Here is a 23,885-nt window from a genome sequence, read left to right on the forward strand (position 1 = left end):
CGTGTCCCGACAGATCGATCGGGGGCAACTGTCGCTGTCGGCAGTCGAGGCGACGATCGGCGTCCTCCTCGTGTTGGGAGTCGCAATGACGTTCGGGATCGCGACCGGGATAGCCGACACGCGGACGCCACAGCTCGACGCCCACGCCGCGGACGTCGGAGCGCTGCTCGCGAACGAGCGCGGGGACCCGGATGCCGATGGGGAGGGAGACGGGGGAGCGGTCCCGACCATCGGTGCGGCGATCGCCACTCCGGAGACGTTCACGGAGGAACGCGAGGGGCTCGCGAGGCGGGCGGAGACGCTGGTTCCCGACCACCTCCGATACCGGGTTCGGACGCCGCACGGGTCGTTCGGGATCGCGCCGCCGCGCGGGGCGACCGTTGGCCGGGCGACGGTCCTCACCAGACACGGGACGGTTCGCGTGGAGGTGTGGCACGGGTGAGCGGCGAGGACCGCGGCCAGCTCGTGTTGCTCGCGGCGGCGGTGATCGCGTTCGCGCTCGTGCCGCTCGCGATCACCTACCTCCAGCTCGGCTACGTGGGCGACCTCGAGAGCGAGCCCGGGGTTGAGTCCGGCGGATCCCCCGGCGTCCACGCCGCGTCAGGGGCCGCCTCGGAGCGGGCGGTTCACGACGCGATCGAGCGGGCTGCCCTCGCGAATCTCGCGGCCGTCGCGGGCGACCACGAGTGGGAGAATCGCGGCGAGGCGGTCACGATCTACCGTTCGGCGCTCCGTGAGGACCTCGACGGGCTGGAGGCGGCTGCCCTCGACGAGGGCGTGATCGTGACCCTTCGGGTCGCGCCCGCGGACGCGTCGGCGTGGGCGCGTGAGGCGTGCCCGACCGGCCGGAATCGCGCGTTCGGGGCGTGCGTGGCCGACGACGGCGTCGTCATTCAGGAGCGTGCGGGGACCGCGACGGTCGCCGCGGTCGCCATCGAGGTGCGGATCGTGAGCGAGGACGCCACGCGCGAGTCGCTGATCGTGGTCGAGATGCCGGGGTGAGGGTCCGAGTGAGGGTCGGGCGAGTGTGGAGTGAGGACCGGCAAGTCGTGGAATGAGGCCGAACGTTTTCTGAGGAAGCGGGTTCGGCCTTCCACCGCCGATCTCACGGCGCAGCAGCGGCCGCGTCGCCGGCCTCCGGGTCGAACGGGAGGGTGATGACGAGCTCGTCGAACCAGACGATCGGCCGCTTCCGCTGTCCCTCCTCCTCGAAGAGGACGATGCCCAGCTGGGCGAGCCGGGTGAGTTCCTCGTGGACGTTCTTCACGTCCCGATCGACGACCCGTGCGGTCTCGTTGATGCTGGATGGCTCCTCCCGTCGGACGGCTTCGATGAGATCGAGGACGCGCGGCGTCAGCGTCCCCATGAGGTCGTCGTAGCTGGTGAACGAGAGCGTCGGCGGGGAATCAACCGCGCCATCGCGTTTGAGCGCCTCGATCCCGTCAGTGACGTCGTCGTGGAACTGATCGGACGACTTCACGGTCACGACGAGGGTCGATTCGTCCCGAAGCCGTTCGCGCTCCATCGGGTGTAGCGGCGGCGTGGTGTCGTTCATGGGTATCACCGTGAGTGGGTCTCGTCGGTCCACCTGGGCGGGTAGGCGTCCCGGTCCGACCGCAGACGGAACACGCGGACGACGATCCCGTCGGGGTACTTCCTCCCCTCGATCACGCCATCGAGATCATTCTCGAATAGTGGGACCATCGCTGAACAGTGGGATCATCGTCGATCATTGGGACCACCCTCATCCATTGGTACACAAACCAGTACCATAGGGCTATTGGTGAAAAGACCAATACGACCGTCAGACTTCGAAGAACTCACTCCATCTCCTCACACCGGCCCATTTTCCGTCGCTCCCGCCAGCGGCGGTATCCTTTTATCCGTCACACGAGTATACTTTGTATTGATTTAGTGCCGAATATGGATACGAATTCAATAAAAAGTATAAAACAGGGGTTGTCGAAGCGCGAGAGCCTCGCCCTGACGCGATTGGCGGGACGAAACCGGGCGATCATCACGATCGAGGACGTGCAGGACGCGATCGACGTCTCGTACGACGAGGCGAAGCAGATCACGAACGATCTGGTGCACAAGAAATGGCTGGACCGGTTGGCCAGCGGAACCTACCTCATCGTGCCGTTGGCCGCGGGCGAACGTGGCGAGTACACCGAACACGAGTTCGTGATCGCGTCCCATCTCGCCGACCCGACGTACATCTCCTACTGGAGCGCGCTCAACCATCACGGGCTGACGGAGCAGGTTCCGACCACCGTCTTCGCCGCGACGACGGAGCAGGTTCCGGATCGGGAGATCCACGGGGTGACGTATACCTTCGTGACGGTGACCGAGGCCAAGTTCTTCGGGTTCGAGCCGACCGCCATCGACGCCCACACCGTGAACGTCGCCACCGTGGAAAAGACCCTGGCCGACTGTGCGGACCATCCGGAACACTGCGGCGGAATCCTCGAGTTGGCGAAGGGCCTCGCCAACGCGCCCGTCCGGGACGACGAGGCGCTGGCAACGCAGTTGCTGCGGCTTGGAAACGGTGCGGCGATCAAACGCGTCGTCTACCTCGCCGACGTCCTCGACGTCGAACTTCCGGGACGCGAGAGGCTGGTGGAGGCGTTCACGACGGGCTACTCGAAGCTCGATCCGACCCGGGGCGACGAGGGGACCCACTCGAGCGAGTACCGGCTACTCGTGAACGTCGAGGCGAACACGATCCGGAGCGTGGCAGGAGCGCGTGAAGAATCATGATCACGGATACACGAGTACGGACGTTGGCACGGCGAGACGGCGTAAATCGGCAATGCTTATAGTAACACGAGGGTAATACCGACGTATGTCCGACGCCGACGCTGGGGCCACTGACGACCCCGACATGACCACGATCACGGTGAAGGTGCCGCAGGCGTTCCTCGACGACCTCGATGCGACCTGGCGTGCCGAGGACTTCCCGTCTCGAAGCGAGTTCATCCGCTGGGCCCTTCGCGACGCCGTGAAACACCCGACATTCTCGCGAAAGGGCTGGAAGGACATCGCCGCCAGTGAGCACCAGCTGGCGACCGGCGAGGGGCAGACCTATAGCAGCGAGGAGATCCGAGCGCGCCTGAACGAGGACACGGATGGGAACGAGTGACGAGAACTGGGACTGGAAGTTCACCGATCCAGCAGAACGGGAATACGGTAAGCTTCAGCCGCACGATCAGGAGCGCATCGTCTCAAAGCTGGACGAGATCGTCACGGATCAGTGGCGAGAGCCAAGCGACTATCTGGAACCGCTCACCGGCGCCCCGCATTCGAAGCTCCGAATCGGTGCGTTTCGTCTGGGCTGCAAGGCGGTCCACGCCGATCGGATTCTGTGGGTCCACACCATCGAGAAGCGGTCAGGTGCCTACAAACCGGGAGACGACTGATCGGCCTGCCGAGCACCAAAACCCCCGCCAACGACCCTCTCGATCGTCGATCGCCTCCCGGCCACGTCCCGACCACGTCCCGGTCACGTTCCGAGTCGGACGACACGTATTTGGGGGCGCTACCGCAATGGGACCACATCGATGCCCACCTCGACGCCGGAGGAGGTACACGGCGACGTGCGCTACCTCGCCGGATCGCCGGGCCGGATCGCCATCCTGCGGACGCTGCGCGAGGAGCCGCTTCGCCCGGCGGAGATCACCCGCCGGGTGGACTCGACGCGGACCACGGTCCAGCGCGTGCTCGCGGGCTTTCGCGAGCGGTGTTGGGTCTGTGAGCGCAACGCGACCTATCGGTTGACCCCGACCGGCGAGCAGGTGGTCGACGCCTACGAGGAGCTGCTTGGGGCGGCCGAGCGCGCCCGGGAGTTCGCCCCGCTGGCGAGCCACCTCACGTCGCTGCCTGGGGGGCCGCCGCCGGAGGCGTTCGCCTCGGGCGAGTTGACCGTCGCCACCTCCAGCGACCCGCTCGCGCCGGTCGAGGCGCTCCTCGACCGCTTCGCGGACGCCGAGGGTGGCCACGTCCGGAGCATCTCGCCCATCGTCACGCGGACGTTCAACGAGGCGGCGATGGACCTGCTCGAGACCGGAACGTCGATCGAGTTGCTGATCGACGAGCGGGTGCTCGAGACCTCCGCCGAGGAGTTCCCGTCCGACCTCGAGCGGGCGCTACAGCGCGAGGACGTCACGGTGGCGGTCCACCCCGATCGGCTGTCGGCCGGCCTGTTGGCCTTCGAGGGGACGACCTGCGTGGTCGCCTACGACGACGCGAACGCGCTGCGGGCGATGCTGGTCTGCGAGGACGAGCCGGCGGTCGCCGAGTGGGCGAGCGAGTGGTTCGAGCGCGTCTGGAACGAGTCGGAGCCGATCGAGGCCGCGGTCGAGGAGTAAGCGTACGGCGACGTCGCTGCTGGCGAGCGGAGACCGCGCCGAAAGAGGTGAGGTGCGAACGGGAACCGGCCTGGAGGGCCGTCGTCGCGGGGTACACGAGTCGTCGTGGCGACCCGTGTTTGACCGATGGCGCCGACGGGTCCTATATGTATCCGCGGTAGCCTGTGTTCGATGTCGTAAGTGGTTACAGAGGTTGTAACAGTTCGTGTGGCGGCGTCGACGACGCTGTCTCGTCGTTGGCGAAATCCGTGAGACTGCGTCGTGTTGGTGGGATCACGTCACGTCGATCGCCGGAGCGGTAGACTTCTCGGAGGGATCGATTTCGGTTACGTTCGGTCGGGTACGAGTGGCGATCGGGGTTCGACGACGATCAGGGTGTGACCACGATCGCGATTTGACCACGCTCACGACTCGACGTTAATGATCACGAGTCAGCGTCGGCGACGATCGAACGCGAGCGCCGTCGCTGGTCGGGGTGGCGCGATAAAGAAGGTGGAAATCGGGGCTGACTCTCTCGAGTCAGTGGTTAGTCGTCCGAGTTAGGGACGACGCCGGACTGCGAGGAGTGCGGCCGCGACGAGGGCGACGAGGGCGACGACGGCACCGAAGCCGGGCGTCTCTTCCTCAGTCGTCTCGGTGTCGGTCGGCTCCTCGGTCGGTTCCTCGGTGGGCTCCTCCGTGGGTTCCTCGGTCGGTTCCTCGGTGGCCTCCTCCGTGGGCTCCTCAGTCGGCTCTTCGGTCGGTTCCTCGGTCTCGATCTCGTCGACAACCTCGATGTCTATGCGATCGGTGTTGTCGCCGTCGTCGGACTCGACCGTGTAGTCACCGGGCTCGACATCGTTCTCGGAGAGGTCGATCTCGACGGACCACTGACCGTCAGTCTCCCACTCGTCCGTGCTCTCGATGGTCACGGAGTCGTCGTTCTCGTCGAGGAGTTCGACGGTGATCGTGTTGTCGTCGGGCCGACGGTTGGTCTGACCCTCGATCTCAAGCGTGCCACCGGTTTCGGCCGGGTCGGTGGCGGACTCGATCGTCGTGAGACCGTCCGCGTAGCGGAAGGTCTCAGTGACGATCAGGTCGTCGCTCGCCGTGTCGTCAACGGAGTTGGCGAGGATCCGGTCACGGACCTGATCGCCCGTGCTGGAACCACTATCGTAGGTCTGAATCTCGTCAACGAAGCCGCTAGCTGAATCAGCTACATCGTCACCGAATGTACCATCTCGACCGGACGAGATGATGTGAGCGGACGTACTTCCCTGACGGAGGTCACTTAGGCTAAGTTCCTCCTCGTCGAAGGTCCCGTCGCTATCGACAGAGATGTCGTAAGCTGCCGCGTTACCACGTGAGTCAACGAAGGCTACGACGAGTTCGTCCTTGCCGGGTGCCGTACCCTCAACGTCGATCACCTGATCGTCCGTGGCGATCTGACCGTTGTAGGTGACGAACGACCCGTCAAGCTCGGTGTCGGTCACCGTGATCGAGGACGTACTGCTGACTCCGCTGTTAAAGTCGGAGGTAGACAGCGTATCATCGAGCGAATCGTCATCGTTTGCGTCGGCATCCTGAGCGTCGATGACTCCGAGGCGGTAGGTGCCCGGAAGTTCAAGCAGATCGCTGCCGTCGGAGAAGACAACGTCCTCCTCCTCGAAGGTGTCGTCACCATCGACGGTAATCGTGTCCTCGCCATCGATCGTGACGTGTTCGAAGTCGTTGTTGTCGCGGACGTAGATCGCGACATCATCGATTCCCTCTGCGGCGGTACCATTCACGTCGACCTCAGAGCCGACGACGTAGGCACCGGTCGGGCTGTCAAGCGAGACGTCTCCCTCGTTGACGTCGAAGGACTGGTCGTCATCAGTCTCGGCAACGGTATCGTTGGTCACATCGTGCGTCAGCGGACCACCATCGAAGTACGGAGTCGCTGCCGTGCCGTTCGCCTGATACAGGTCGATGTCAACCGAGGAATCATCGAGGAACTGCGTCTCGACGGATCCAACACCATTGCCACCATCGATCTCGACGATCGCGTAGGCGTAATCGTAGTCGCTTCCATTCTCTAGAATGGTATTGTCGGGTTGCGAGCCGTTATAGATGTCACCATCTGCGGTGTCATTGGTATCTCCAGCCGCAAAGACACCGGTCTCTACGGTGTCACCGACGTTCCGCATGATGTTCGACGCGTTTTCACCGGAGATACCGTCACGGAACTCACCACTCTCGATCACGACTGCGTGGTAGTTACCTTCCGGACTGTTTTCGACCGTGTACTGCAGATTCTCACCCTGGGTGACCTCGTCACTTTCGAGGCTCAGGGAAGCAGTCTCATCTGAGGAGATCGTAACCGTCACCGAGTCACTCGCGTCACCCCAGTCGAGGTCGTCGACACCTCCAACGGTGAAGGTGTACTCTCCCTCGTCGACGGCGGACGGGTCAATGGATATCGTACCGTCGCCGTTTTGGGTGGCACCACCGGAATCATCAACGATCTCGTTGGTGACATCGATACCATCCTCATCTTCGACGGTCAGTTCGATGTCTTCTGCGTCTTCGTAGTTGTATTCAATGTCAACCGCCGCTTGGTCCTGATCGGAAGTGAGGATGCCTCCAGAGACATCCGCACCACCGTTATTCAGGACTTCGAGAGTGGTTACGCGTGGGGTCGCGACGGAGACATTAAACGCATCAGAACCGGGAGTGGACTGGTTCGAATAAGAACCAGTTGGCTGATCTTCGGGGATCGGCATCTCCAGGGGCTCTCCCTCAGATGCGCCAGCCGTTCGTTCTAGGCTAGTTGGATCAACTTCATCGTTCGCGTCAGTGGACGCGTTGAAGACGATCCCATCTTCACCCTGATAGACAGTTGCGCCGTTACCAACAATACCTTCGCCATCACTGGTGCTCCAATCATCTCGAGCATCAGAGTTGGCGTATTGACCACGCTCATCAGCGGCAGCGATCGCTGCACCCGACGCAATCATGGATACAACCATGATCACCGCCAGGAACACCGCGCGCCCCTTTGAGCGATAGTTTGTTTCGTTTGTCATAGTTAGGTTTCTGCTTCGCATGGACCTCCGGAGAGACGCCGCTCGTCTTCCGGACGGTCAACACGCCCAATTATACCGACCGCCATTAAGTACTTTGTGTATCTGTTAGGTAGACGTTCACATACGCCGGGTGCCGGTTTGAGGGGGTGATAACCGCCGCATAATCCGGATCGACGTCGCGTCGAATCGCCGGTTTCTCGGGCGAATCGGGGCGGTTTGACGTGTTTCGGATCGAGAGCGTTTCGACCGCCCACGGACGTCGATCGACGGCGTCCGACGAACGTCGAACGCAACGCGTGTCAGACTACCGTCAGACTCCGGGCGTGTGCGTGATGGATGTGTGCGTGAGCGTCGATCGACGCCGGCGAGCAGGTGGATGATGGTCGGTGACGGGCGAGCAGGCGGGCGATCCGATCGGTGGTTCGGGTGGACGGACGAGCGTGGTGGATGGGTGTGTGGACAGGTTGGTGGGCAGGTCGGTACTGGGCGGAGTGGGTGTAGATGGTCGGGCGCCGTGGGTCGGCGCTCGGGCGCGCGTGCGTGGTGAGGAGTGGTAGCGGGTCGAATCGGACTCGATGGAGGGAGGATCGGACCGGCGAACGTCGGTAGGCCGAGATTACTGAGCGGACGAGAGGGCCGCATCGACGAGAGGGCCGAAGGATCGAGCGAGCGCGCTACGGGCGTTCGCTCGGTCGTCCGCGACGAGATCCGAGATCGGTGTTCCCGTCGCGGCTCGTTCGCGCAGCTCCTCGAGATCGGTCGACGACAAATGGTCGAAGACGAATTCGCGCATTCGGTCGAACAGCGTGTGGGTCTCCGGGTCGTTCGATCCGGATCGAAACGGCGGCATGTGTGTACTATGGAGCGATCACCACTCGACGTCCTGTTCGACGTCGAGGAGGCGCCTGACCATCATGCCCTGCAGCTTGTCGAGGAGGACGGCGATCTCGTCATCCTCGTTGAGCGTGTATCGGGTCGTCCCCTCGTCGATCGGTTGGACGATCCGTAGCTCCGTGAGCACCTCGAGGTGATCGTAGACCGTGCTCCGGGAGGTGTCGCTCAACCGCGCGACGTCACTCACGTTGAGTTGCCGATCCGAGTTCTCGACGAAGGCGTCGAGGATTCGACTCCGGGCGGGCGAGTCGAACACCCTCGCCAAGCCACCCTCGTGAGCGAGTGATCGGTCACCGGGATCGGTTGCGATTGACTCCATGGCTACGATAGGGTACAGAGCCGATCCACATTAACATTCCGAATTAGATATACAAGTGAATCTCCAGCAACACAGATATGTCAGAATAAATGGTAAGTCTTAAGCTATCTCAACATAGGATATGTGATATAATGGGTGAATAAGACGTTAAAAATCAGCTCGTTGAAACGTTGGTGAACAAGCGAGTAACCGGCTCTAACAACATATCTATTGATCAGCTTGTCAACCATTCAGTACGTGACAGTGATCAGGGGAAAGCGAGAAGTCTACTTAAAGACGAAATGATTCCGAAAAGCGAGGCCTCGATCATTCAAATAAAGGGAGGAGCCCGTGAAAACGTCCAGCTAGCCGATGTCAAGCAAGCTGTGACATACCTCGATAGGAATGGAGGCGAGATCCCGTGGGGGTTCCGTGATCTAATCGAAGACTAAGGCGGTCAAGAGGTCTGAGAAAGATTCAACTCGATCGACGTCGACGACACCACAATGGGCCGGAACCGCAACACCGACGACGAACTCGACGAGGAGTTCCTCGAACGCGTCGATCGGATCATCGAGGAGGAACGAGAGATCCTCGACCTGCTTGCCGAGTGACGTCGCAGTCAGGGAGCCATTGGGAGGGTGGACTTGGGGCCGAAAATGCGAATAGTGATCCGCGTGTTTGCCTGGCGATCACCACGCACCGGTGAATGGCCGCCCTCCGGTGCTCACACCACGGGCTCAACGACGACGTGGGCGTGTTTGAGACGCGGGGCTTTCGCCCGCCCGTCGGCAACGTATTCGACGACGTCGAGCCGTGCGAGGGCCTCGAGATCGCGACTGATGACCCCCTTGTCCTCGTTCAACTCGCGCGCCAACCCACGAACCGAGGCGGGATCGTGCTCCGCGAGATGATCGACGATCCGCAGCCGCCGATCGGTGAACACTGCACCCGCGTGCTCGCGAGCCAGGACGAGCGTGTCGGGGAACCCGTGTTGGGTGACCGCCTCGCTGAACGCCGCCCGGAACTCCACCTCGGGATCGACCTCCGCCTCGTCCGGATCGAAGCGTTCCGGTGACGGCTCGGGCGGCCGCTGTTGATGGTCGCTCATTCGATCGTCACCTAATCGTTGTTAAGTCTGCAACGATAAAGCTCCATCGGTCACGAAGTCTCCAATGGTGTGAGATCGCTATCCATCGATACCAAATATCGGAACCCGTTTGTAATGCATGGGACAAACAGGGAATGGAATCGGTCTGCAGTCTGTATACGCCTCTCTCCCGTCGTGGCTCACGGGACGGTATTGGTGAGAGATACCCCGGAGGTATTCTCAGACACCAGTTCGTGCGCGTGTGTGCGAGGTCGGACAGCAGACACCACAACCATGAACAAGGGAACGATTGGGTCGGCGGCGACGGTGATCGAAGGTGTATAGGTTGGAGTTCATCGATCTCGGCGAGTATCGAGGTGACGAGTACTACCTCTGTGGGTTCGTCGTTCCGGAACCAGTCGATGGTGAGAACTACGATCCGGACGCTGACGCCAGTGCATGGGGAGTCTCAGTGGCGCGCAAGCGGATCGATCACAGCAATCAAGAGATCGTTCGTCTTGACACGGCGCACGGTCAAGATCCCCATATCGACAAGGAATATCTCCCGGAGAACTCTATACCGGACAAAAAGGAGGTGCTGACGGACGAGTGGCCGTACTCGCGGATGAAACAGTATCTCCTCTCCACATGGAAACAGTACGCCGATCTCTATAGTTACTACAACGATTGAGCCCGCCCTCAAAGGATCGACACGAGGAACGGACTATACTCGGAAAGTCCGTAGTTGTCATCCGCCAAAGCAATCGAAGACCCCAATGAAGACGTTCCAGGAACGACTTCGCTCGATAGAAGAGCGGTACGACATCGACGAGAGCGAACACGCCCGGGAACTCGGCCCGTCGCCCACCTCCAGGAGTAATCCCGCAATTCAGCCGCCTCGAGAACCAAGGCGATCGCCACGTCCCCAATTCCGACGGAAGGAGGTCGAACGATGACACGAGATCAAAAACCGGTGAGCGAGGACGAGATCGACGCGCTCCGCGAGGGGATGGACCAACAGCGTGAGGAAATCCGGGGGGCGCTCGCGGAGGATCTCGGCGGCGATCCGAGCGACTACGATGCCGAAGCGCACCTGAACGCCCGTGCCGGCGAGCCCGTGACCGACGGCGGTGAGGACGCGTCTGAACTGCCGGAAGACGACCCGCTCTTCACCGGCGATCCGCTCCTCTCGCCCGAGGATCCGGTCGACGAGACCGAGATCGACGATACCCTCTACGAGCGAGAGTGACGAATCCTCGATCGCTCGGGCGACATCGATCGCCTCCTCGCTGCCGTCCATCAGATCGATGCGGAACGAGGAGTCGAGGAGCACAGTCACAGTCGAACCGAACAACGGACCGATCTTTCAGATGGTACGAAGCTTTCAGTACGAACGTCTATATCGATGGCTGCACAATGGTCGATCGAGAATGTCGATCGACAGGGAGACGTTTCGGAACGCGGACGAGGCCGAACTCGCGGAGCTGTCCGCCCCGGATCGAGTGCTCGGGTTCCTCGCGAGCCACGACGATCGGGCGTTCAAGGCCCGGGAGATCGCCTCCCGCACCGGTCTCGACGAGGGTGCCGTCAGCACCGCCCTCACGCGGTTGAAGGACCGGGACCTCGTCGAACACAAGGCGACCTACTGGGCCATCACCGACGACGAGACGCGTCTCGACGCGTACGGTGGCTACGAGCGTGCGACCGCGCTGTTCAACGAGACGCTCGGCGAGGAGGACGAGGACGAGTGGCGCGAGCACGCGCCGGAGGATCCGCATCCGAGCCGGGAGACGAGCAGTGAGTGACGACGACGCGCAACCGATCTTTGAGCGGGGAGACGTCGTGTACGGAACCGATCCGTTCAAGCCCGGCGAGACGTCCAGACCGTGGCTGATCGTGTCGAACCACGAGGACCATCCGTTTCACGGCGACCAATACCTCGCATGTACGCTCACGACGAAGTCGTGGATGGAGGGAGTGGTCGAGATCCCCGAGACGGGTTGGATCCGCGGAGGTACGCCTCGACGAAGTCGTATCGTTCCCTGGGGCGTCCAGTCCATCGTCCCCGAGGACATCGAACGCTGGCAGGGACGGATCGAACACGGAATCGTCGACGAAGCCGCCTCCGTGCTCATCGACGAATTGCGACGGTGAACGCGTGTTCGTGTAGGGGATTTGCGGGCAAATTGTTTTGGTGCGTTCCACGTACGTTCAAGAGTGGCTCACGAGATCGAGGACGAAACGACGGTGACCGAGAGCTACTCGGTCACGATCCCGGCAGCAATACGTTGAAAGGCGGGCGTCGAACCGGGCGACAAACTCCGCTGGCACGTCGACGAGGAGGGGGCGATCTCGGTCGAACTCGTCGAACAACGCTACGGCGCGTTTTCACGGTTGGACCCGGTCGACGTCGGTGAACCAACCGACGCCGCGGCGGATCACGACCACATTGCCGGAGACTCCTGAGGGCCGGAACCATCGTTGAACAGGAGCATGGACGTGTCAAGGACGAGACCGTCACCATTCGAAGTCGGGTGAGATGCTTGCGATCCGGTCGACGAGACCGAGGCCGACGACGCCCGTTACAGCGAGGATGACGAATACCTGACCTCGAAGTGACTGCAGGACCTCTACGCGACGCTCGACGTCTCAGTACTCGCGGATCTCGACGTCCGGGATCGGAGCGAAGTCCGTCGGATTCCCGGTGACGACCGGTTCGTCGTGACGGATCGCCGTCGCGGCGATCCTGACGTCACCCTGGCCGATACGGTTGCCGTCACGGCGAAGCCGTCCGTCGATCCGGCCGGCGTGTTTCGCGACGTCCTCGGTGACGGCGACGATCGGCCGCGAATCCAACACGGAGCGGATCGCTTCGATCTCGCGAAACGTGTCCTCGACGTAGCCGACCCCGACGTACAGCTCGTAGACGACCTGTGCGGGGATCTTCTGGGGGACGTTGGCGTCCTCGATCTCACGGGCGGCCTCGATCGCCGCCTCGTCGCCGTCCATCAGATCGATGAGAAACGAGGTGTCAAGGATCATCGTCACCGCCGAACCGCTCGACCAGCTCGTCGACCTCCCGCGTGCCGGCGTCGTCGGACTCCTCGATGGCCCGACGGAACTCGTCCGCCTCCTCATCCGAGAGGATCCCGACCAGATCGAGCAGCGATGCGCCCCCGATGAGGCGGTCGATCGCCTCGGAAAACGTCTCGTCCGGTCGCTTCTCGCTCCTGATGCGCTCGTAGACGTCCTCGTCGAGCCGGACGTTTCGAGTACCCATGCGTATACGTCGTATACTATCCGGCTTGAAGGTTACGCGGGTGGGGAATCGGGACCTCGTCGAACACGCGCTGAGTCGCGATCCCACACTCGCTCGAACGCGCGAACGCGTGAACGCCCGAACCGACCTCACGCCCCGCCGTGGCGTCGAATCCCGACCGCGACAGCGATCGAGACCACGAGCCCCACGATCGCGGCGCCGACGCCGAACCCGGGCGTCTCCTCGACGAGGTCCGATGGGGGATCCTCGGTGAACGTGGGGAGGTCGCTCCGGGGCGTCCCGGCGGTCGTCGGGGCTCCGGGACCGACGATCGTCGCGTTCGCCGTCGCGATGGCTCCCTCGGCCTCGGTCTCGAAGCTCACCTCGGCGGTGTCGCCGGGGGACGCCTCCGTGAGGTTGAACGTCCCGGCGAAGCTCCCGTCCGTCCCCACCTCGACGGTCGCGAGTTGGACGTACGACAGCGAGGCGGTCTCGCCGGAGGCCACCCGCAGGGTCGCCTCCGTTCCCGGCGCCAGGTTCGTCTCCCCGGCGACCCGGACCGGCCGGTCGCTCCGCAGCCGAAGGGTCCCCTGGCCGTCCTCGCCGGCGTCTCCACCTCCCGTACCGTCACCGCCGCCCGCTTCGTCCCCTATCGCCTCGAAGCTCGCGTGGGGGGGTGCAACGGAGAAGTTCGTCTCGCCGGTGGCGTTCTCGCCGGGATCGAGGTACGGGAAGGCGGGCTGGCCCGGATCGCCGCCGGCGCCGCCCAGCAGTCCGCGGTAGAACGTCTGGATGTGGCGGTCCTCGCGGTCGAACAGGAACGGTTCCTCCGGGTCGCTCTCGTAGTCCATCGACGCCGAGAAGTCGCGTCCGCCGTCGCCCGTCCCCGGATCGAAGGCGTCGACCTCGCGCGTGTCCACGACCACGTACAGCTCGCCCGCCTCCTCGTCGGCGTAGACCGCGACCGTCTCGGGGTCGACCTCGGAGAGGTCGAGCACCTCGAAGGGCGAGTCCACGCTCCCGCTCGGGCCCGGACCCTGCAACACCGGCCCGCTCTCGGCCTCGACCGCGAAGCGTACGCCCTCGCCCGTGCGCGTCTCGAGTTCCGCGAGGGTGTTCGGGGAGAAGCCCTCCTCAAGCGACGCGAAGTCGCCCTCGATCGCGACCAGGTGTCCGTAGATCCCGGTCGCCTCCGCCTCGATCACCAGTCGGTCGCCGGCGGCCACGGACTCGCGCGGACCCATCGACTCCTGGAGCGCCGTCCGGTTTTCGGCCGCGTCGGCGGGGCCGGCCGGCGCGGCCCGGATCGAGACGTCCTCGATCCCCGGCCGGGAGAGGTCGATCGTCGCACGGCCGAGCGGTGCGGCCTCCGTGATCGCCTCGGCCGCCTCGTCCGTCCCGCCCGCGTCGCCCTCCGTCGCCGCCATCGCGGAGGTTCCCGGCTCGGCCTCGCCCGGCGAGGTGGAACCCGCCTCGAGGACGCGAAACTCGCCGGACGTGCCGGCGGCGATCGGGTACGTGCCGGGCTGGATCGGGCGGGCGAGCTGGTCGATCCCGCGGTCGGTGTCCGCGGAGACGATCAGCCCCAGCTCCGCGAGGTAGGCGTCGAAACCCGGGAGTGGCTCGCCGTCGGCGCCGACGAACGTCGGCCCGTTCTCGCCGGAGGGAAGCCGCCCGTGGACCGCGCTCCGGACCTCGTCGCCCGGGGAGTGGTAGACCAGATCCGCGTTCGTGGCGCTCACGCTGTCGCTCGTCCCGAGGGTTCTGGTGTTCACGGAGACGGTCACCTCGCCGTCGTCGTCGGCGTCCACGAGGTAGAGCACGTCGATGAAGCCGGCCTCCGCGCTCCCGATCTGGACGTACGCGTGGTCGGGAACGTCGTCGCCGGCGCCGGCGTCGTCCGCGTCGGCACCATCGTCCGAATGGGAGTCGTCGCCCGGCCCGTCCTCGTCGACTCGCTCCGAGAGGTCCAGCGTCAGCGTGACGACGTCGCCGGCGGGGTCCTCGTAGGTCGCCTCGCTCCAGCCGCCGGTTCGCTCCTCGCCGTCTATCCGGATCGTCGCGTTCTCCGTCGATTCCGTATCCGTCCCCGAACCCGGATCGACGGTCCGGCCGGTCTCGGCGGTCGCGCCGGTCGCGTTGACCTCCACGGTTTCGGCGGACGCGACGTCTCCAGCGGACGCGGCGTCACCTCCGATCGCGATCCCACCGTCACCCGCCGCGGTCCCGCCGGTCGCGGCGACCGGGACGGTCGCGAGCGAGCAGAGGGCCGCAACGCAAAGCGCCGCGAGGAGGGCCGCCCGCGCCGTCGTTCGAATGGGTGTATCGCGTGTCATCGTTCGGTAGGTGGGAGGGCCTGGACCGGAACGGGGCGATGGCCGGCGATCCGGGCGTCGTCGACGCCTCGAGATCCGCGACGTTCGAGGGGACGGACACCGGGCCGGGACGGACCGCCGTCTCGGGTACGGGGGCGTTCACCCGGAAAGAACGATGGAGGGGGTAAATACTTTGGGCGATGGACCGAGAGCGGTTTCCACGGAACCGGCTTCGTGCCACCGGCAGTGAATCGACCCGATATGATGGTGTTCACCCCATAGAGTTATTGTGATGTGGAACGATCCATCATACGTCGATGGACGCTCGGACCATCCGGGACTTCACGAACACCTTCGAGGGCCATGTCGAACGACAGACGATCATCGAGACGGACGATCCGGCGTACCCGTCGGGCTACAAGTACTCGCTCCACTTCGGAACGCTCGACGGGGAGACGATACTCCGATACGACAACTCCCACGAGGACACGAAAGGACACGAGCGCCACACGTCCGAGGACGTGATGGAAATCGAGTTTCCCGGAATGCTCGAACTCGTGGAACGCTTCGAGGAGGAGATCGCCGAACGCCGGTCGTAACCCACCAACCGACGCCACCCAAACCATGACGGAACTCGAGCAAACCCCCGACGATCGAACGCTCCACGTCTACGTGGGAGCGGAGAATCGACTCCGAAAACGAACCAAAGAGATGATCCGGGCAGCCGAATCCGACGACGACCGAGAGGAGATCGGACACGTCCACGTCCTCAACTTCGAATCCGAGGCCGAACTCGCCCGACTCCTGAGTCCCGCGAACTTGGAACTCCTGCGGGCGATCCGCCAGCACCGGCCGGAGAGCATGCGGGCGGCCGCAGATCTGGTGGATCGGGACTTCAAGCAGGTCCATCAAAACCTCACGGAACTCTCCGAACTCGGCGTCATCGAATTGGTGTCGGAGGGACGATCGAAGCGTCCCGTCGCGCAGTACGACGACATTCAAGTCCACTACTCGCTCGTGAACGGCGAACCGGCGAGCGAACGAGCCGGTGCGTAGTTGGGCATACCACCTCTTCCGGGTGCCGCGATCCTGACGCGACCACGGGGGATCGTCCGATCGTGGCCCCTCATGAACTCCCGCTCGCCGTGCCGGCGAGCCCCGCAAGGGACCCCGCCTCGTCGTAGCGGGCCCACAGCAACACCGCGGGGGGGAGGGCGACGACGGACATGACGAACGAGTAGGTCACGCTCAGCGCCATCAGGAGCCCGAAGTCGCCGAGAACGGGCGTGATGGCGAGCGCGAGCGCCCCGGTCCCGAGCGAGGTGGTGAGCATGCTGCCCAGGAGCGCGCCGCCGGTTCCCGAGAGCGTGATCACCATCGCCTCGTGGGCGCCGGCGCCGGCGTTGTACTCGTCGATGAACCGGTGGGTGGTGTGGACGGAGTAGGCGATCCCCAGTCCGATGGAGATGGAGAGGATCGTCGCCGTGAGCGCGTTCAGCGACATGCCGAGATATCGCATCGTCCCGATCAGGTAGGCGATCGCGATCAGGATGGGGAAGACGTTGACGATCCCGAGCATCGGCTTGCCCTCCAGAACCCCGTAGGCGATCACGAGGAAGACGCCCGTGAGCCCGACGGCCAGGATCATCCCCTCGATCGCGGAGGTGAAGATGAGGTCGGTGACGGCGTCGAAGACGACGATGGAGCCGGTCGCCGTGGCCGAATACCGGAACTCCTCGGCGAACTCCCGGGTGTCGGCGGCGGCCTCGTCCTGGGAGGCGTCCGACTCGATGGCGTAGTCGACCTGCGCGCTGCGGCGGTCCTCCGTCAGGTACCGCTCGGCCCGGTCGCCCGCCGGGGATGCGAACAGCTCGTCGTAGATCCGCTCGAGGTTCTGGTCGGGAATTCCGTCCCCATCACGGTCGTTTCGGGCGACGAGCGCCGCGAACTCCGGGTCCCGTTCGGCGTGGGAATCGATCACCGTGACGATGCTCTGCGGCCGTGCGCCGCCGCCGGAACCGACCGCGAGCGAGTCGGGCGGGTCCTCGTTCGGGGCCGAAAGCGCCTCGAGGGCGTGGCCCTCCTCGAAGTTGCCCTCGACGTACAGCTTCACCGACTGGTCCTGGTTGGTCGCGAACCGGTCCTCGAGGAGGTTGATCGTCTCCGTGACGGTGTACTCGCCGGGCGCGAACGGCTCCGGGAGGACGGTCACGTAGCCGGGCTGTTCCTCCGGCGGCAGGAAGTCCTCCGTCTCGAAGGAGGTGTCGACGCCGCTGCCGTAGGCGGCCGCGACGCCGCCGGAGAGGAGCAGCGCGATCACGAACACGACCGGCGCGTACCGGCTCACGACGGCGGGGAACGCGAGCGCCCGGCCGAGCGCGGACTCCTCGGAGGCGATCGGCTTGGAGTTGAACTCGGGAACGCCGAAGTCGGCGCGCAGCCGGTCGACCTCCAGCTTCGCGGCGGGGAGGAAGAGCCCGAAGATGAGGAACGTGAAGACGATCCCGATCGCCGAGGCGATCCCCATGTTCCGGATCGGGGTGAGATCCGAGATCACGTTGGCCCCGAACCCGAAGACGGTCGTCACCGTGACGATGACGAAGGCGATCATGAGCTGGTTGTTCGCCTCGCGCATCGCCTCGGTCGCCTCGAACCCCTGGACCGTCTCCTCGCGGTAGCGGTTGATGATGTGGATCCCGAAGTCCACCCCGACCGCGAGCAGCAACACCGGCACGGAGATCATCTGCTGGTTGAACGGGATGCCGGAGTAGCCGAGGAAGCCGAACGTCCAGACGACCGTCATCAAAAGCGCCAACAGCCCGAGCGCGAGGTCGATCGGATCGCGGTAGGCGACCGTCAGGAAGCCCAACAGCAGGACGACGACGACGGGCATCACGATGGTGAGCGAGTCGCCGATGACGTTGCCCATCTCCGCGTTCGTGATCCCCGAACCGAACGCCCGGATGTCGCCCGGCTCGTCGCTCGCGATCGACTGGACGTCCGTCTGAACGTCGGTTAGGTCCCCGGAGGAGAACCCGCTCGGAACGTCGTGGGAGACGACGGTGATCGACGCCGAGGCGGAGGGATCGCTCGGATTGAAGTCCTCCGAGAGGGTTCTCGAAAACGCGGGGTTCTCCGCCGCCAGTCGCCGCACCGTCCGACGGATCTCCGTCGGCGTGGACCCCTCGACGACGCGCCGCTGTTCGGCCGCCGTCGTCGCGGAGGGATCGATGGCCTGTGCGACGATCGGCGCGGGGCCGCTCGCGGACTCCATCCGGAGGTCCTCGCGCTTTTCGACGCGCTCTATGACCCGGAGGTTGCGCACGAGCGCCCGCTTCGTGAGGACGTTGTCGCCCGTGTGGATCAGCTGTGTCGACTCGCTCTCGGGGGTGAATGGGTCCTCGAACTCCTCGTTGACCGCGTCGAGCGCCTGCTGTTCGGGGAGGTCCTCGGTGAACCCCTCGGTGGAGTCCGTCTCGGTGCTGATGAGCCCGAACCCGCCCATGAACACGACGGTGAGGACGAGGAAGGCGATCACCACGGTCCGCGGGCTGTCGACGATCGTGTCGTTGAGCCGTCTCGTCGCCGCCTCGATCCGATCGCCGAGAGTCATGAACGTGGACCTCCGACTCCGTCTCCGGGCGCTCGAGAGCCGTTACTCGTCGGCCAGTGGCCGCCGATCATCGGCTACTGCCTCCGGTACCAGACCGCTCCCGCCACCGCCACCAGGACGACCGCCGCCAGGATGAGCGGGAGCGGCAGTCCGCCGTCCTCACCCTCGACCACGTCGATCGGCATCCGAACCGTGTTCGACAGCTGGCTGTTTCCGTCCGCGTCGTCGTAGCGGAAGTCGAAGGAGATCGGGTAGGTCTTCTCGGGCGTCGCGGAGGCGGCCGCGGTCAGCTCGAAGGTCACGGTGACCGTCTCGCCCGGCTCGATCGACTGGACGTACCCGGTGTCCGTCTGGCCCGTATCGAGCGGGTCGTCGGCGAACAGCCGCGCCTCGACGTCGCTCGCCGTCTCGTCGAGGTTGTTCGTCACCTCGACCGAGAGGGTCCGCGAGCCGCCCGACTCGATCGTCGAGTTCGCGATCGCGACGTCGAACTGGTCGCGCTCGGGTGCGACCTCCGCGAGCACGTCGAGCTTCTCGTAGGCGCGCCGGTCCCCGTCCTGGTTGCGGTAGCGGACGGCGAACTCGAGCGACTTCGCGCCCGCCTCCGCCTCGCTGCTCACCTCGAGCGGGAGCGTGAAGGACGCGGACTCGCCCGGATCGAGCGACCCCACGGCGGCCGACTCCTCTATGGGGACGACGCTCGAGGAGTCGTCGGCGTATCGAACGACGACGCTGTCCGCCCTCTGGGGGCCGACGTTCGTGACGGTTCCCTCGATCTCGCCATCTTCGCCGGCCCGAAGCGACGAGGAGACGTCCTGGAGGTCGAACGACTGCTCGGGGGCGGTCGCGATCCCGGCCGTCATCGGTCTGGAGGTCGTGTTGATCCCGTCGGTGTCCTCGTAGTTCACGGAGAGGTCGACCGTGTATCCTCGGCGGGCGGCGTCGGAGGCGAGCGCCACGCTGTAGTTGATCGTGCGCGTCTCGCCCGGCTCCCACTCGCCGACGAACGCGGTCGAGCTCGTGTCGCCGGACTCGAAGGTCAACGCGCCGCTTCTCGACTCGGCGACGACGCTCGCGTCGCCGGCCGGCTCCGAGCCGACGTTGCGAAGGGTCATGGAGACGTCGCTCTCGTCGCCGATCTGCGCCGTCGCGTTCGTGTCGACGACCTCGAAGCGGGCGTCCTCGGTGACTTCGACCGTGATCGATCCGGTCCGCGAGCGCGTGAACTCCCCGTAGTCCGTGCCGTAGGCGTCGTAATCGACGAGGCGGGTGAACTGGTACTCGTACTCGATCGGGATCCGGTAGGTGCCCGGTTCGGCCCCTTCCGCGATCGTGATCGGGACGGTCATTTCCGAGGAGCCGGTCGGCAGATTCCCGACCGCGATCTGGCCGGTTCGGACGTCGATCGGGACGTTCGAGTCGTCGAGTTCCATGGTCATCCCGCGGGCGGTGGTGACGCGCTCCTCGTACTGGGCGGGACCGCCCTTGTCGATCCTCCCGCGGTTCGTGATCGCGATGGAGAGTTCACCGAGGGAGCCGGCGGGAACCTCGCCGGAGGCCGTCGCGAAGGTGATGTCGGGCTGGCCGATCACCTCCCCGGACTGCTGTGTCTGTGCGGCGACGCCGCCGGGAACGCCGGCGAGGGCGGGACCGACGACGACGGACCCGACGAGAACGACGACGAGGGCGACGACGAGCGTTGGCGGGCGATTCTGTCTCATGGGCGAACACCGGAGGATGGAGTGTCTCTCATTCGTTGGTGACGGGGGGGACGTGAGTCGGGACCGGCGACGGCGATGCGTCGGCGATCCGGGGCGAACGGTCGGAGGACTGTGCGGCGATCATCGACTGACTAACTACTTAGTCACATTCTCGAGGGGTCGCATATCAATCCGTTGGTTTTCGGTTCGAACGGCGGACGGGATCACGATTCGGTCCGGTAGAGCCCGATCGCCGCGGCGGCCAGGATCACCTCGGCGACCTTGGAGGCGATCGAGAGGGGGTTCACCTGCCCGCCGAACGCGAAGAACGCGACGAACGTCGCGAGCGCGTACGCGCCCGCCACGAGGTACAGCTCCCGGCGCCAGTACCGCGTGAAGAACAGGGCGATCCCGCCGAGATAGCCCGCCCCGTTCAGATAGAACAGGATCCCGGTCGTGCGGCTGAACCCGATCACCTGCGGCGCGAGAAACAGGTGGATCCCCGCGGAGACCAGGGCCGCGAGGACCGCGATGTACGCGACGGGCGAGGAGGGTCTTCGAAACGTCGAACGAGCGCCGCCGTCGGTCGCAGTTCGCGTCGCCATGGCGAAACCATGTCGGCCAGCCATAAAGAAATATCTCCGAACGGGACGGTCCCGAACCTCGTCTCCGGGTATGCCGCCCCAACAGTTGAAGTGCGGCGATGGCCGAGAGGTGGCATATGAACGAGGACGACGGGCGCGACGGAACGCCGACCGGGGGAGGAGATCCCCCGTCCGGCTCGGGCGCGGCCATCCGGCGGCTGGACGAGCGCACGATCCAGCAGATCGCGGCAGGAGAGGTCGTCGAGCGTCCGGCCTCGATCGTCAAGGAACTGGTCGAGAACGCCCTCGACGCCGACGCATCGCGGATCGCGGTCGCGGTGACCGGCGGCGGAACCGAGCGCATCCGCGTCCGCGACGACGGGGTGGGGATCCCCCCGAACCAGCTGCCCGAGGCGGTGGCCGAACACGCCACCTCGAAGATCGGCGACATCGACGACCTGGAGTCGGGGGTCGGAACGCTCGGGTTCCGCGGGGAGGCGCTCTACACGATCGGCGCGGTCTCCAGGCTCACGATCCGGTCGCGTCCGCGCCCGGAGGCGTACGGGGATTCGAAGGAGGACCCGAGCGACGGGGATCCGAGCGTGGGCGTCGACGCCGACTCGGGAGCCGAGATCACGGTCGAGGGCGGCGAAGTCGAGGAGGTCCGCCCCGCGGGCTGTCCGGTCGGCACCACGGTCGAAGTCGAGGACGTCTTCTACAACACGCCCGCCCGCGAGAAGTTCCTGAAGACGGACGCCACGGAGTTCGACCACGTGAATCGGGTCCTCACCCAGTACGCGCTCGCGAACCCCGACGTGGCGGTCTCGCTCGAACACGACGGTCGCGAGACGTTCGCGACCGAGGGAAACGGCGACCTCGAGAGCGCCGTGCTCGCCGTCTACGGGCGCGACGTCGCGACGTCCATGCGTCAAGTGGAGTGGCGACCGACGGAGAACGAAACGAAGGCGGGATCGGAGTCCGGTGCGATCGATGAGGAGACGAACGCGCCGGGAGCCGACGACGGGGACCCGGTTCGGCGCGTCCACGGACTCGTCTCCCACCCCGAGACCACGCGCGCGAGCCGGGAGTACCTCTCCACGTTCGTCAACGGCCGGTACGTCCGGTCGAGCACGCTCCGAAACGCCGTGGTGGACGCCTACGGCGGCCAGCTGTCGGCCGATCGCTATCCCTTCGCGGTCCTCTTCGTCGAGGTGCCGGCGGAGACCGTGGACGTGAACGTCCACCCCCGCAAGACGGAGATCCGTTTCGACGCGGAGGCGGCCGTCCGCGACGCGGTCGAGACGGCCGTCGAGCGCGCGCTGCTCGATCACGGACTGGTCCGCTCGGGCGCCCCGCGCGGCCGGTCGGCCCCCGCGGAAACCCCGATCGAACCGGAACGTCCCGGAACCGAGGTTCGGGGCGGCGCCGGAGCGGGTGATGATCTGGGAGCGGACGACGGGGCTGACACGGCGGCCGAGGGAGCGACTCGCGACGACGCGACGATCGAACTCGATCCGGACGACGAGGACGCCTGGCTCGTCGAGGGGCTCTCAGAGCCGGAGACGTCGATCGACGTCGGGACGGGGACGACTGATGGAACGGACGCCGAACGAAGCAGCGAGGGCGAGGAGGAAGAGGTGGGCGAGGAGGACGTGGTTGACGAGGACGGAGAGACCGAGATCGGTGAGACGGGAGCCGGAGAGCCCGAAGGGGACGAGACGACCACTCACCACGCACGCGCGAACCGGGAGGAGGCGACGGACGTGAACGCGTCGCCCTCCCCGCGAACGTGGCAACGCGAGGATCCGGACGGGAGCGACGTGTCGCCACGTGCGGAGACGGCCCCGAGCCGAGCGTCGACGGATCGATCCCACGATCCGGGTTCGGACTCGGCTACGGGAAGCGATTGGGAACGGATCCGGTCGTTCCCCAGTCCGAACGAGCAGGAGACGCTCGACGGCGAGACGACCGCGGGGACCGAACGGGCGTTCGACTCGCTGCCGCGGCTTCGGGTCCTCGGACAGCTCCACGGGACGTACGTGGTCGCGGAGACGGACGAGGGGCTCGCCCTCATCGACCAGCACGCCGCCGACGAGCGCGTCAACTACGAGCGGCTGCAGACGGCGTTCGCCGACGGGATGGACGCCCAGGCGCTCGCCGAGCCGGTGACCGTCGAGCTGACGGCGCGGGAGGCCGCGCTCCTCGGGGAGTTCGAGGAGTCGCTCCGCGAGATCGGGTTCCGAACGGAGCGGTCCGGCGACCGGGAGGTCATCGTCTCCGCGGTTCCGGCGGTCTTCGATGCGACCCTCGATCCGGAGCTGCTCCGGGACGTGCTCGGGTCGCTCGTAGAGGAGGGATCGGACGACGCCGAGCCGGTCGAGGACGTCGTCGACGAGCTGCTTTCCGACCTGGCCTGCTACCCGTCGATCACCGGAAACACGTCCCTCACGGAGGGATCGGTCGTCGGGCTCCTCGACGCGCTCGACGACTGTGAGAACCCCTGGTCGTGTCCCCACGGGCGACCGGTGGTGATCCGCATCGACGCGGCGGAGATCGACGACCGGTTCGAGCGGGACTATCCGGGCCACTGACCGTTCGGCAATTCGTCACGTCGATCCGGATCGTCGTCACGAGCGGTAGCCCCGGAAGGGCGATCGTCGCCCGAAACGGACGGAATCGGGGACGCAATGCCCATCACAAACCATTATATATAGATCA

At 65.2% G+C, this 23,885-nt stretch carries 25 protein-coding genes and 1 pseudogene; 14 read left to right on the forward strand and 12 right to left on the reverse strand.

The features are described from left to right. Position 1 precedes the first annotated feature (1 nt). On the forward strand, positions 2-442 hold the full coding sequence (locus tag ACZ5YD_RS07415) for a DUF7262 family protein (RefSeq protein ID WP_379739026.1): 441 nt from the start codon (positions 2-4) through the stop codon (positions 440-442). Then, positions 430-1,002 carry a DUF7261 family protein gene (locus tag ACZ5YD_RS07420; RefSeq protein WP_379739029.1) on the forward strand — a complete coding sequence of 191 codons (573 nt, stop codon included), beginning with the start codon at positions 430-432 and terminating at the stop codon, positions 1,000-1,002. Before ACZ5YD_RS07415 ends, ACZ5YD_RS07420 begins: the two co-directional genes overlap by 13 nt. 103 nt (positions 1,003-1,105) lie before the next feature. Here ACZ5YD_RS07420 and ACZ5YD_RS07425 read toward each other — a convergent pair whose 3' ends face one another. Continuing rightward, a complete protein-coding gene (locus ACZ5YD_RS07425) occupies positions 1,106-1,555 on the reverse strand; it encodes an HVO_A0114 family putative DNA-binding protein (RefSeq protein ID WP_379739031.1) in 450 nt (149 codons plus the stop codon). 5 nt (positions 1,556-1,560) lie between these two features. Further along, positions 1,561-1,704 carry a hypothetical protein gene (locus ACZ5YD_RS07430; RefSeq protein ID WP_379739034.1) on the reverse strand — a complete coding sequence of 48 codons (144 nt, stop codon included), beginning with the start codon at positions 1,702-1,704 and terminating at the stop codon, positions 1,561-1,563. 219 nt (positions 1,705-1,923) lie between these two features. Here ACZ5YD_RS07430 and ACZ5YD_RS07435 point away from each other — a divergent pair, with 219 nt between their 5' ends. The 4 genes from ACZ5YD_RS07435 (at position 1,924) to ACZ5YD_RS07450 (ending at position 4,367) form a co-directional block, all read left to right on the forward strand. Continuing rightward, positions 1,924-2,760, forward strand: coding sequence for a type IV toxin-antitoxin system AbiEi family antitoxin domain-containing protein (locus ACZ5YD_RS07435; protein ID WP_379739036.1), 837 nt, complete (start codon positions 1,924-1,926; stop codon positions 2,758-2,760). Positions 2,761-2,845: 85 nt separating this feature from the next. After that, positions 2,846-3,142 (forward strand): ribbon-helix-helix domain-containing protein, encoded by a 297-nt coding sequence (locus ACZ5YD_RS07440; protein WP_379739039.1) that lies wholly within the window; start codon positions 2,846-2,848, stop codon positions 3,140-3,142. Next, entirely contained in the window at positions 3,129-3,419 is a 291-nt protein-coding gene (locus ACZ5YD_RS07445) for a type II toxin-antitoxin system RelE family toxin (RefSeq protein WP_379739042.1), read from the forward strand. The genes ACZ5YD_RS07440 and ACZ5YD_RS07445 overlap by 14 nt, the downstream gene beginning before the upstream one ends. Before the next feature lie 141 nt (positions 3,420-3,560). Next, entirely contained in the window at positions 3,561-4,367 is an 807-nt protein-coding gene (locus ACZ5YD_RS07450) for a helix-turn-helix transcriptional regulator (RefSeq protein ID WP_379739045.1), read from the forward strand. Positions 4,368-4,906: 539 nt separating this feature from the next. Here ACZ5YD_RS07450 and csg read toward each other — a convergent pair. The 4 genes from csg to ACZ5YD_RS07470 all read right to left on the reverse strand — a co-directional run bounded on the left by csg (position 4,907) and on the right by ACZ5YD_RS07470 (position 9,717). Further along, positions 4,907-7,414: an HVO_2072 family ArtA-dependent S-layer glycoprotein gene (csg, locus tag ACZ5YD_RS07455; protein WP_379739048.1), complete on the reverse strand. Its 2,508-nt coding sequence runs from the start codon at positions 7,412-7,414 to the stop codon at positions 4,907-4,909. A gap of 616 nt (positions 7,415-8,030) precedes the next feature. Then, entirely contained in the window at positions 8,031-8,264 is a 234-nt protein-coding gene (locus tag ACZ5YD_RS07460) for a hypothetical protein (RefSeq protein WP_379739051.1), read from the reverse strand. An 18-nt stretch (positions 8,265-8,282) separates the two neighbouring features. Then, a complete protein-coding gene (locus ACZ5YD_RS07465; RefSeq protein WP_379739054.1) occupies positions 8,283-8,564 on the reverse strand; it encodes a winged helix-turn-helix domain-containing protein in 282 nt (93 codons plus the stop codon). A 769-nt stretch (positions 8,565-9,333) separates the two neighbouring features. Beyond that, positions 9,334-9,717: an HVO_A0114 family putative DNA-binding protein gene (locus ACZ5YD_RS07470; RefSeq protein WP_379739056.1), complete on the reverse strand. Its 384-nt coding sequence runs from the start codon at positions 9,715-9,717 to the stop codon at positions 9,334-9,336. A gap of 325 nt (positions 9,718-10,042) precedes the next feature. Between ACZ5YD_RS07470 and ACZ5YD_RS07475 the strand changes: the two genes are divergently transcribed. From ACZ5YD_RS07475 to ACZ5YD_RS07495, 5 genes and pseudogenes are all read left to right on the forward strand, one after another. After that, positions 10,043-10,387: a hypothetical protein gene (locus ACZ5YD_RS07475; RefSeq protein WP_379801157.1), complete on the forward strand. Its 345-nt coding sequence runs from the start codon at positions 10,043-10,045 to the stop codon at positions 10,385-10,387. Positions 10,388-10,648: 261 nt separating this feature from the next. Next, entirely contained in the window at positions 10,649-10,945 is a 297-nt protein-coding gene (locus ACZ5YD_RS07480) for a hypothetical protein (RefSeq protein WP_379739062.1), read from the forward strand. A gap of 181 nt (positions 10,946-11,126) precedes the next feature. Beyond that, positions 11,127-11,501, forward strand: a complete 375-nt coding sequence (locus tag ACZ5YD_RS07485; protein ID WP_379739064.1) for a MarR family transcriptional regulator — start codon at positions 11,127-11,129, stop codon at positions 11,499-11,501. Between the two features lie 37 nt (positions 11,502-11,538). Continuing rightward, positions 11,539-11,850, forward strand: coding sequence for a type II toxin-antitoxin system PemK/MazF family toxin (locus tag ACZ5YD_RS07490; RefSeq protein WP_464384466.1), 312 nt, complete (start codon positions 11,539-11,541; stop codon positions 11,848-11,850). Between the two features lie 63 nt (positions 11,851-11,913). Continuing rightward, a pseudogene (locus ACZ5YD_RS07495) lies at positions 11,914-12,162 on the forward strand (AbrB/MazE/SpoVT family DNA-binding domain-containing protein). 183 nt (positions 12,163-12,345) lie between these two features. Here ACZ5YD_RS07495 and ACZ5YD_RS07500 read toward each other — a convergent pair. The 3 genes from ACZ5YD_RS07500 to ACZ5YD_RS07510 all read right to left on the reverse strand — a co-directional run bounded on the left by ACZ5YD_RS07500 (position 12,346) and on the right by ACZ5YD_RS07510 (position 15,291). Then, a complete protein-coding gene (locus tag ACZ5YD_RS07500; protein WP_379739070.1) occupies positions 12,346-12,738 on the reverse strand; it encodes a type II toxin-antitoxin system VapC family toxin in 393 nt (130 codons plus the stop codon). Continuing rightward, on the reverse strand, positions 12,728-12,976 hold the full coding sequence (locus ACZ5YD_RS07505; protein WP_379739073.1) for an antitoxin VapB family protein: 249 nt from the start codon (positions 12,974-12,976) through the stop codon (positions 12,728-12,730). The genes ACZ5YD_RS07500 and ACZ5YD_RS07505 overlap by 11 nt, the downstream gene beginning before the upstream one ends. A gap of 128 nt (positions 12,977-13,104) precedes the next feature. Beyond that, entirely contained in the window at positions 13,105-15,291 is a 2,187-nt protein-coding gene (locus ACZ5YD_RS07510) for a BGTF surface domain-containing protein (protein ID WP_379739076.1), read from the reverse strand. A 296-nt stretch (positions 15,292-15,587) separates the two neighbouring features. On the opposite strand from ACZ5YD_RS07510, the gene ACZ5YD_RS07515 reads away from it, so the two are divergent. After that, the gene (locus ACZ5YD_RS07515) at positions 15,588-15,869 is read left to right on the forward strand and encodes a toxin-antitoxin system TumE family protein (RefSeq protein ID WP_379739079.1); all 282 of its coding nucleotides are present in this window, start codon (positions 15,588-15,590) and stop codon (positions 15,867-15,869) included. A gap of 25 nt (positions 15,870-15,894) precedes the next feature. Further along, positions 15,895-16,326, forward strand: a complete 432-nt coding sequence (locus tag ACZ5YD_RS07520) for an HVO_A0114 family putative DNA-binding protein (protein WP_379739082.1) — start codon at positions 15,895-15,897, stop codon at positions 16,324-16,326. Positions 16,327-16,396: 70 nt separating this feature from the next. On the opposite strand, the gene ACZ5YD_RS07525 is transcribed toward ACZ5YD_RS07520, so the two are convergent. From ACZ5YD_RS07525 to ACZ5YD_RS07535, 3 genes are all read right to left on the reverse strand, one after another. Beyond that, positions 16,397-18,883, reverse strand: a complete 2,487-nt coding sequence (locus tag ACZ5YD_RS07525; protein ID WP_379739085.1) for an efflux RND transporter permease subunit — start codon at positions 18,881-18,883, stop codon at positions 16,397-16,399. A 74-nt stretch (positions 18,884-18,957) separates the two neighbouring features. Next, positions 18,958-20,604 carry a COG1361 S-layer family protein gene (locus tag ACZ5YD_RS07530; protein ID WP_379739088.1) on the reverse strand — a complete coding sequence of 549 codons (1,647 nt, stop codon included), beginning with the start codon at positions 20,602-20,604 and terminating at the stop codon, positions 18,958-18,960. A gap of 203 nt (positions 20,605-20,807) precedes the next feature. Continuing rightward, entirely contained in the window at positions 20,808-21,188 is a 381-nt protein-coding gene (locus ACZ5YD_RS07535) for a DUF7475 family protein (protein WP_379739091.1), read from the reverse strand. A gap of 116 nt (positions 21,189-21,304) precedes the next feature. On the opposite strand from ACZ5YD_RS07535, the gene mutL reads away from it, so the two are divergent. Next, positions 21,305-23,758 (forward strand): DNA mismatch repair endonuclease MutL, encoded by a 2,454-nt coding sequence (gene mutL, locus ACZ5YD_RS07540; RefSeq protein ID WP_379739094.1) that lies wholly within the window; start codon positions 21,305-21,307, stop codon positions 23,756-23,758. Positions 23,759-23,885: the final 127 nt, after the last annotated feature.

The organism is Halopenitus salinus, assembly GCF_055397165.1.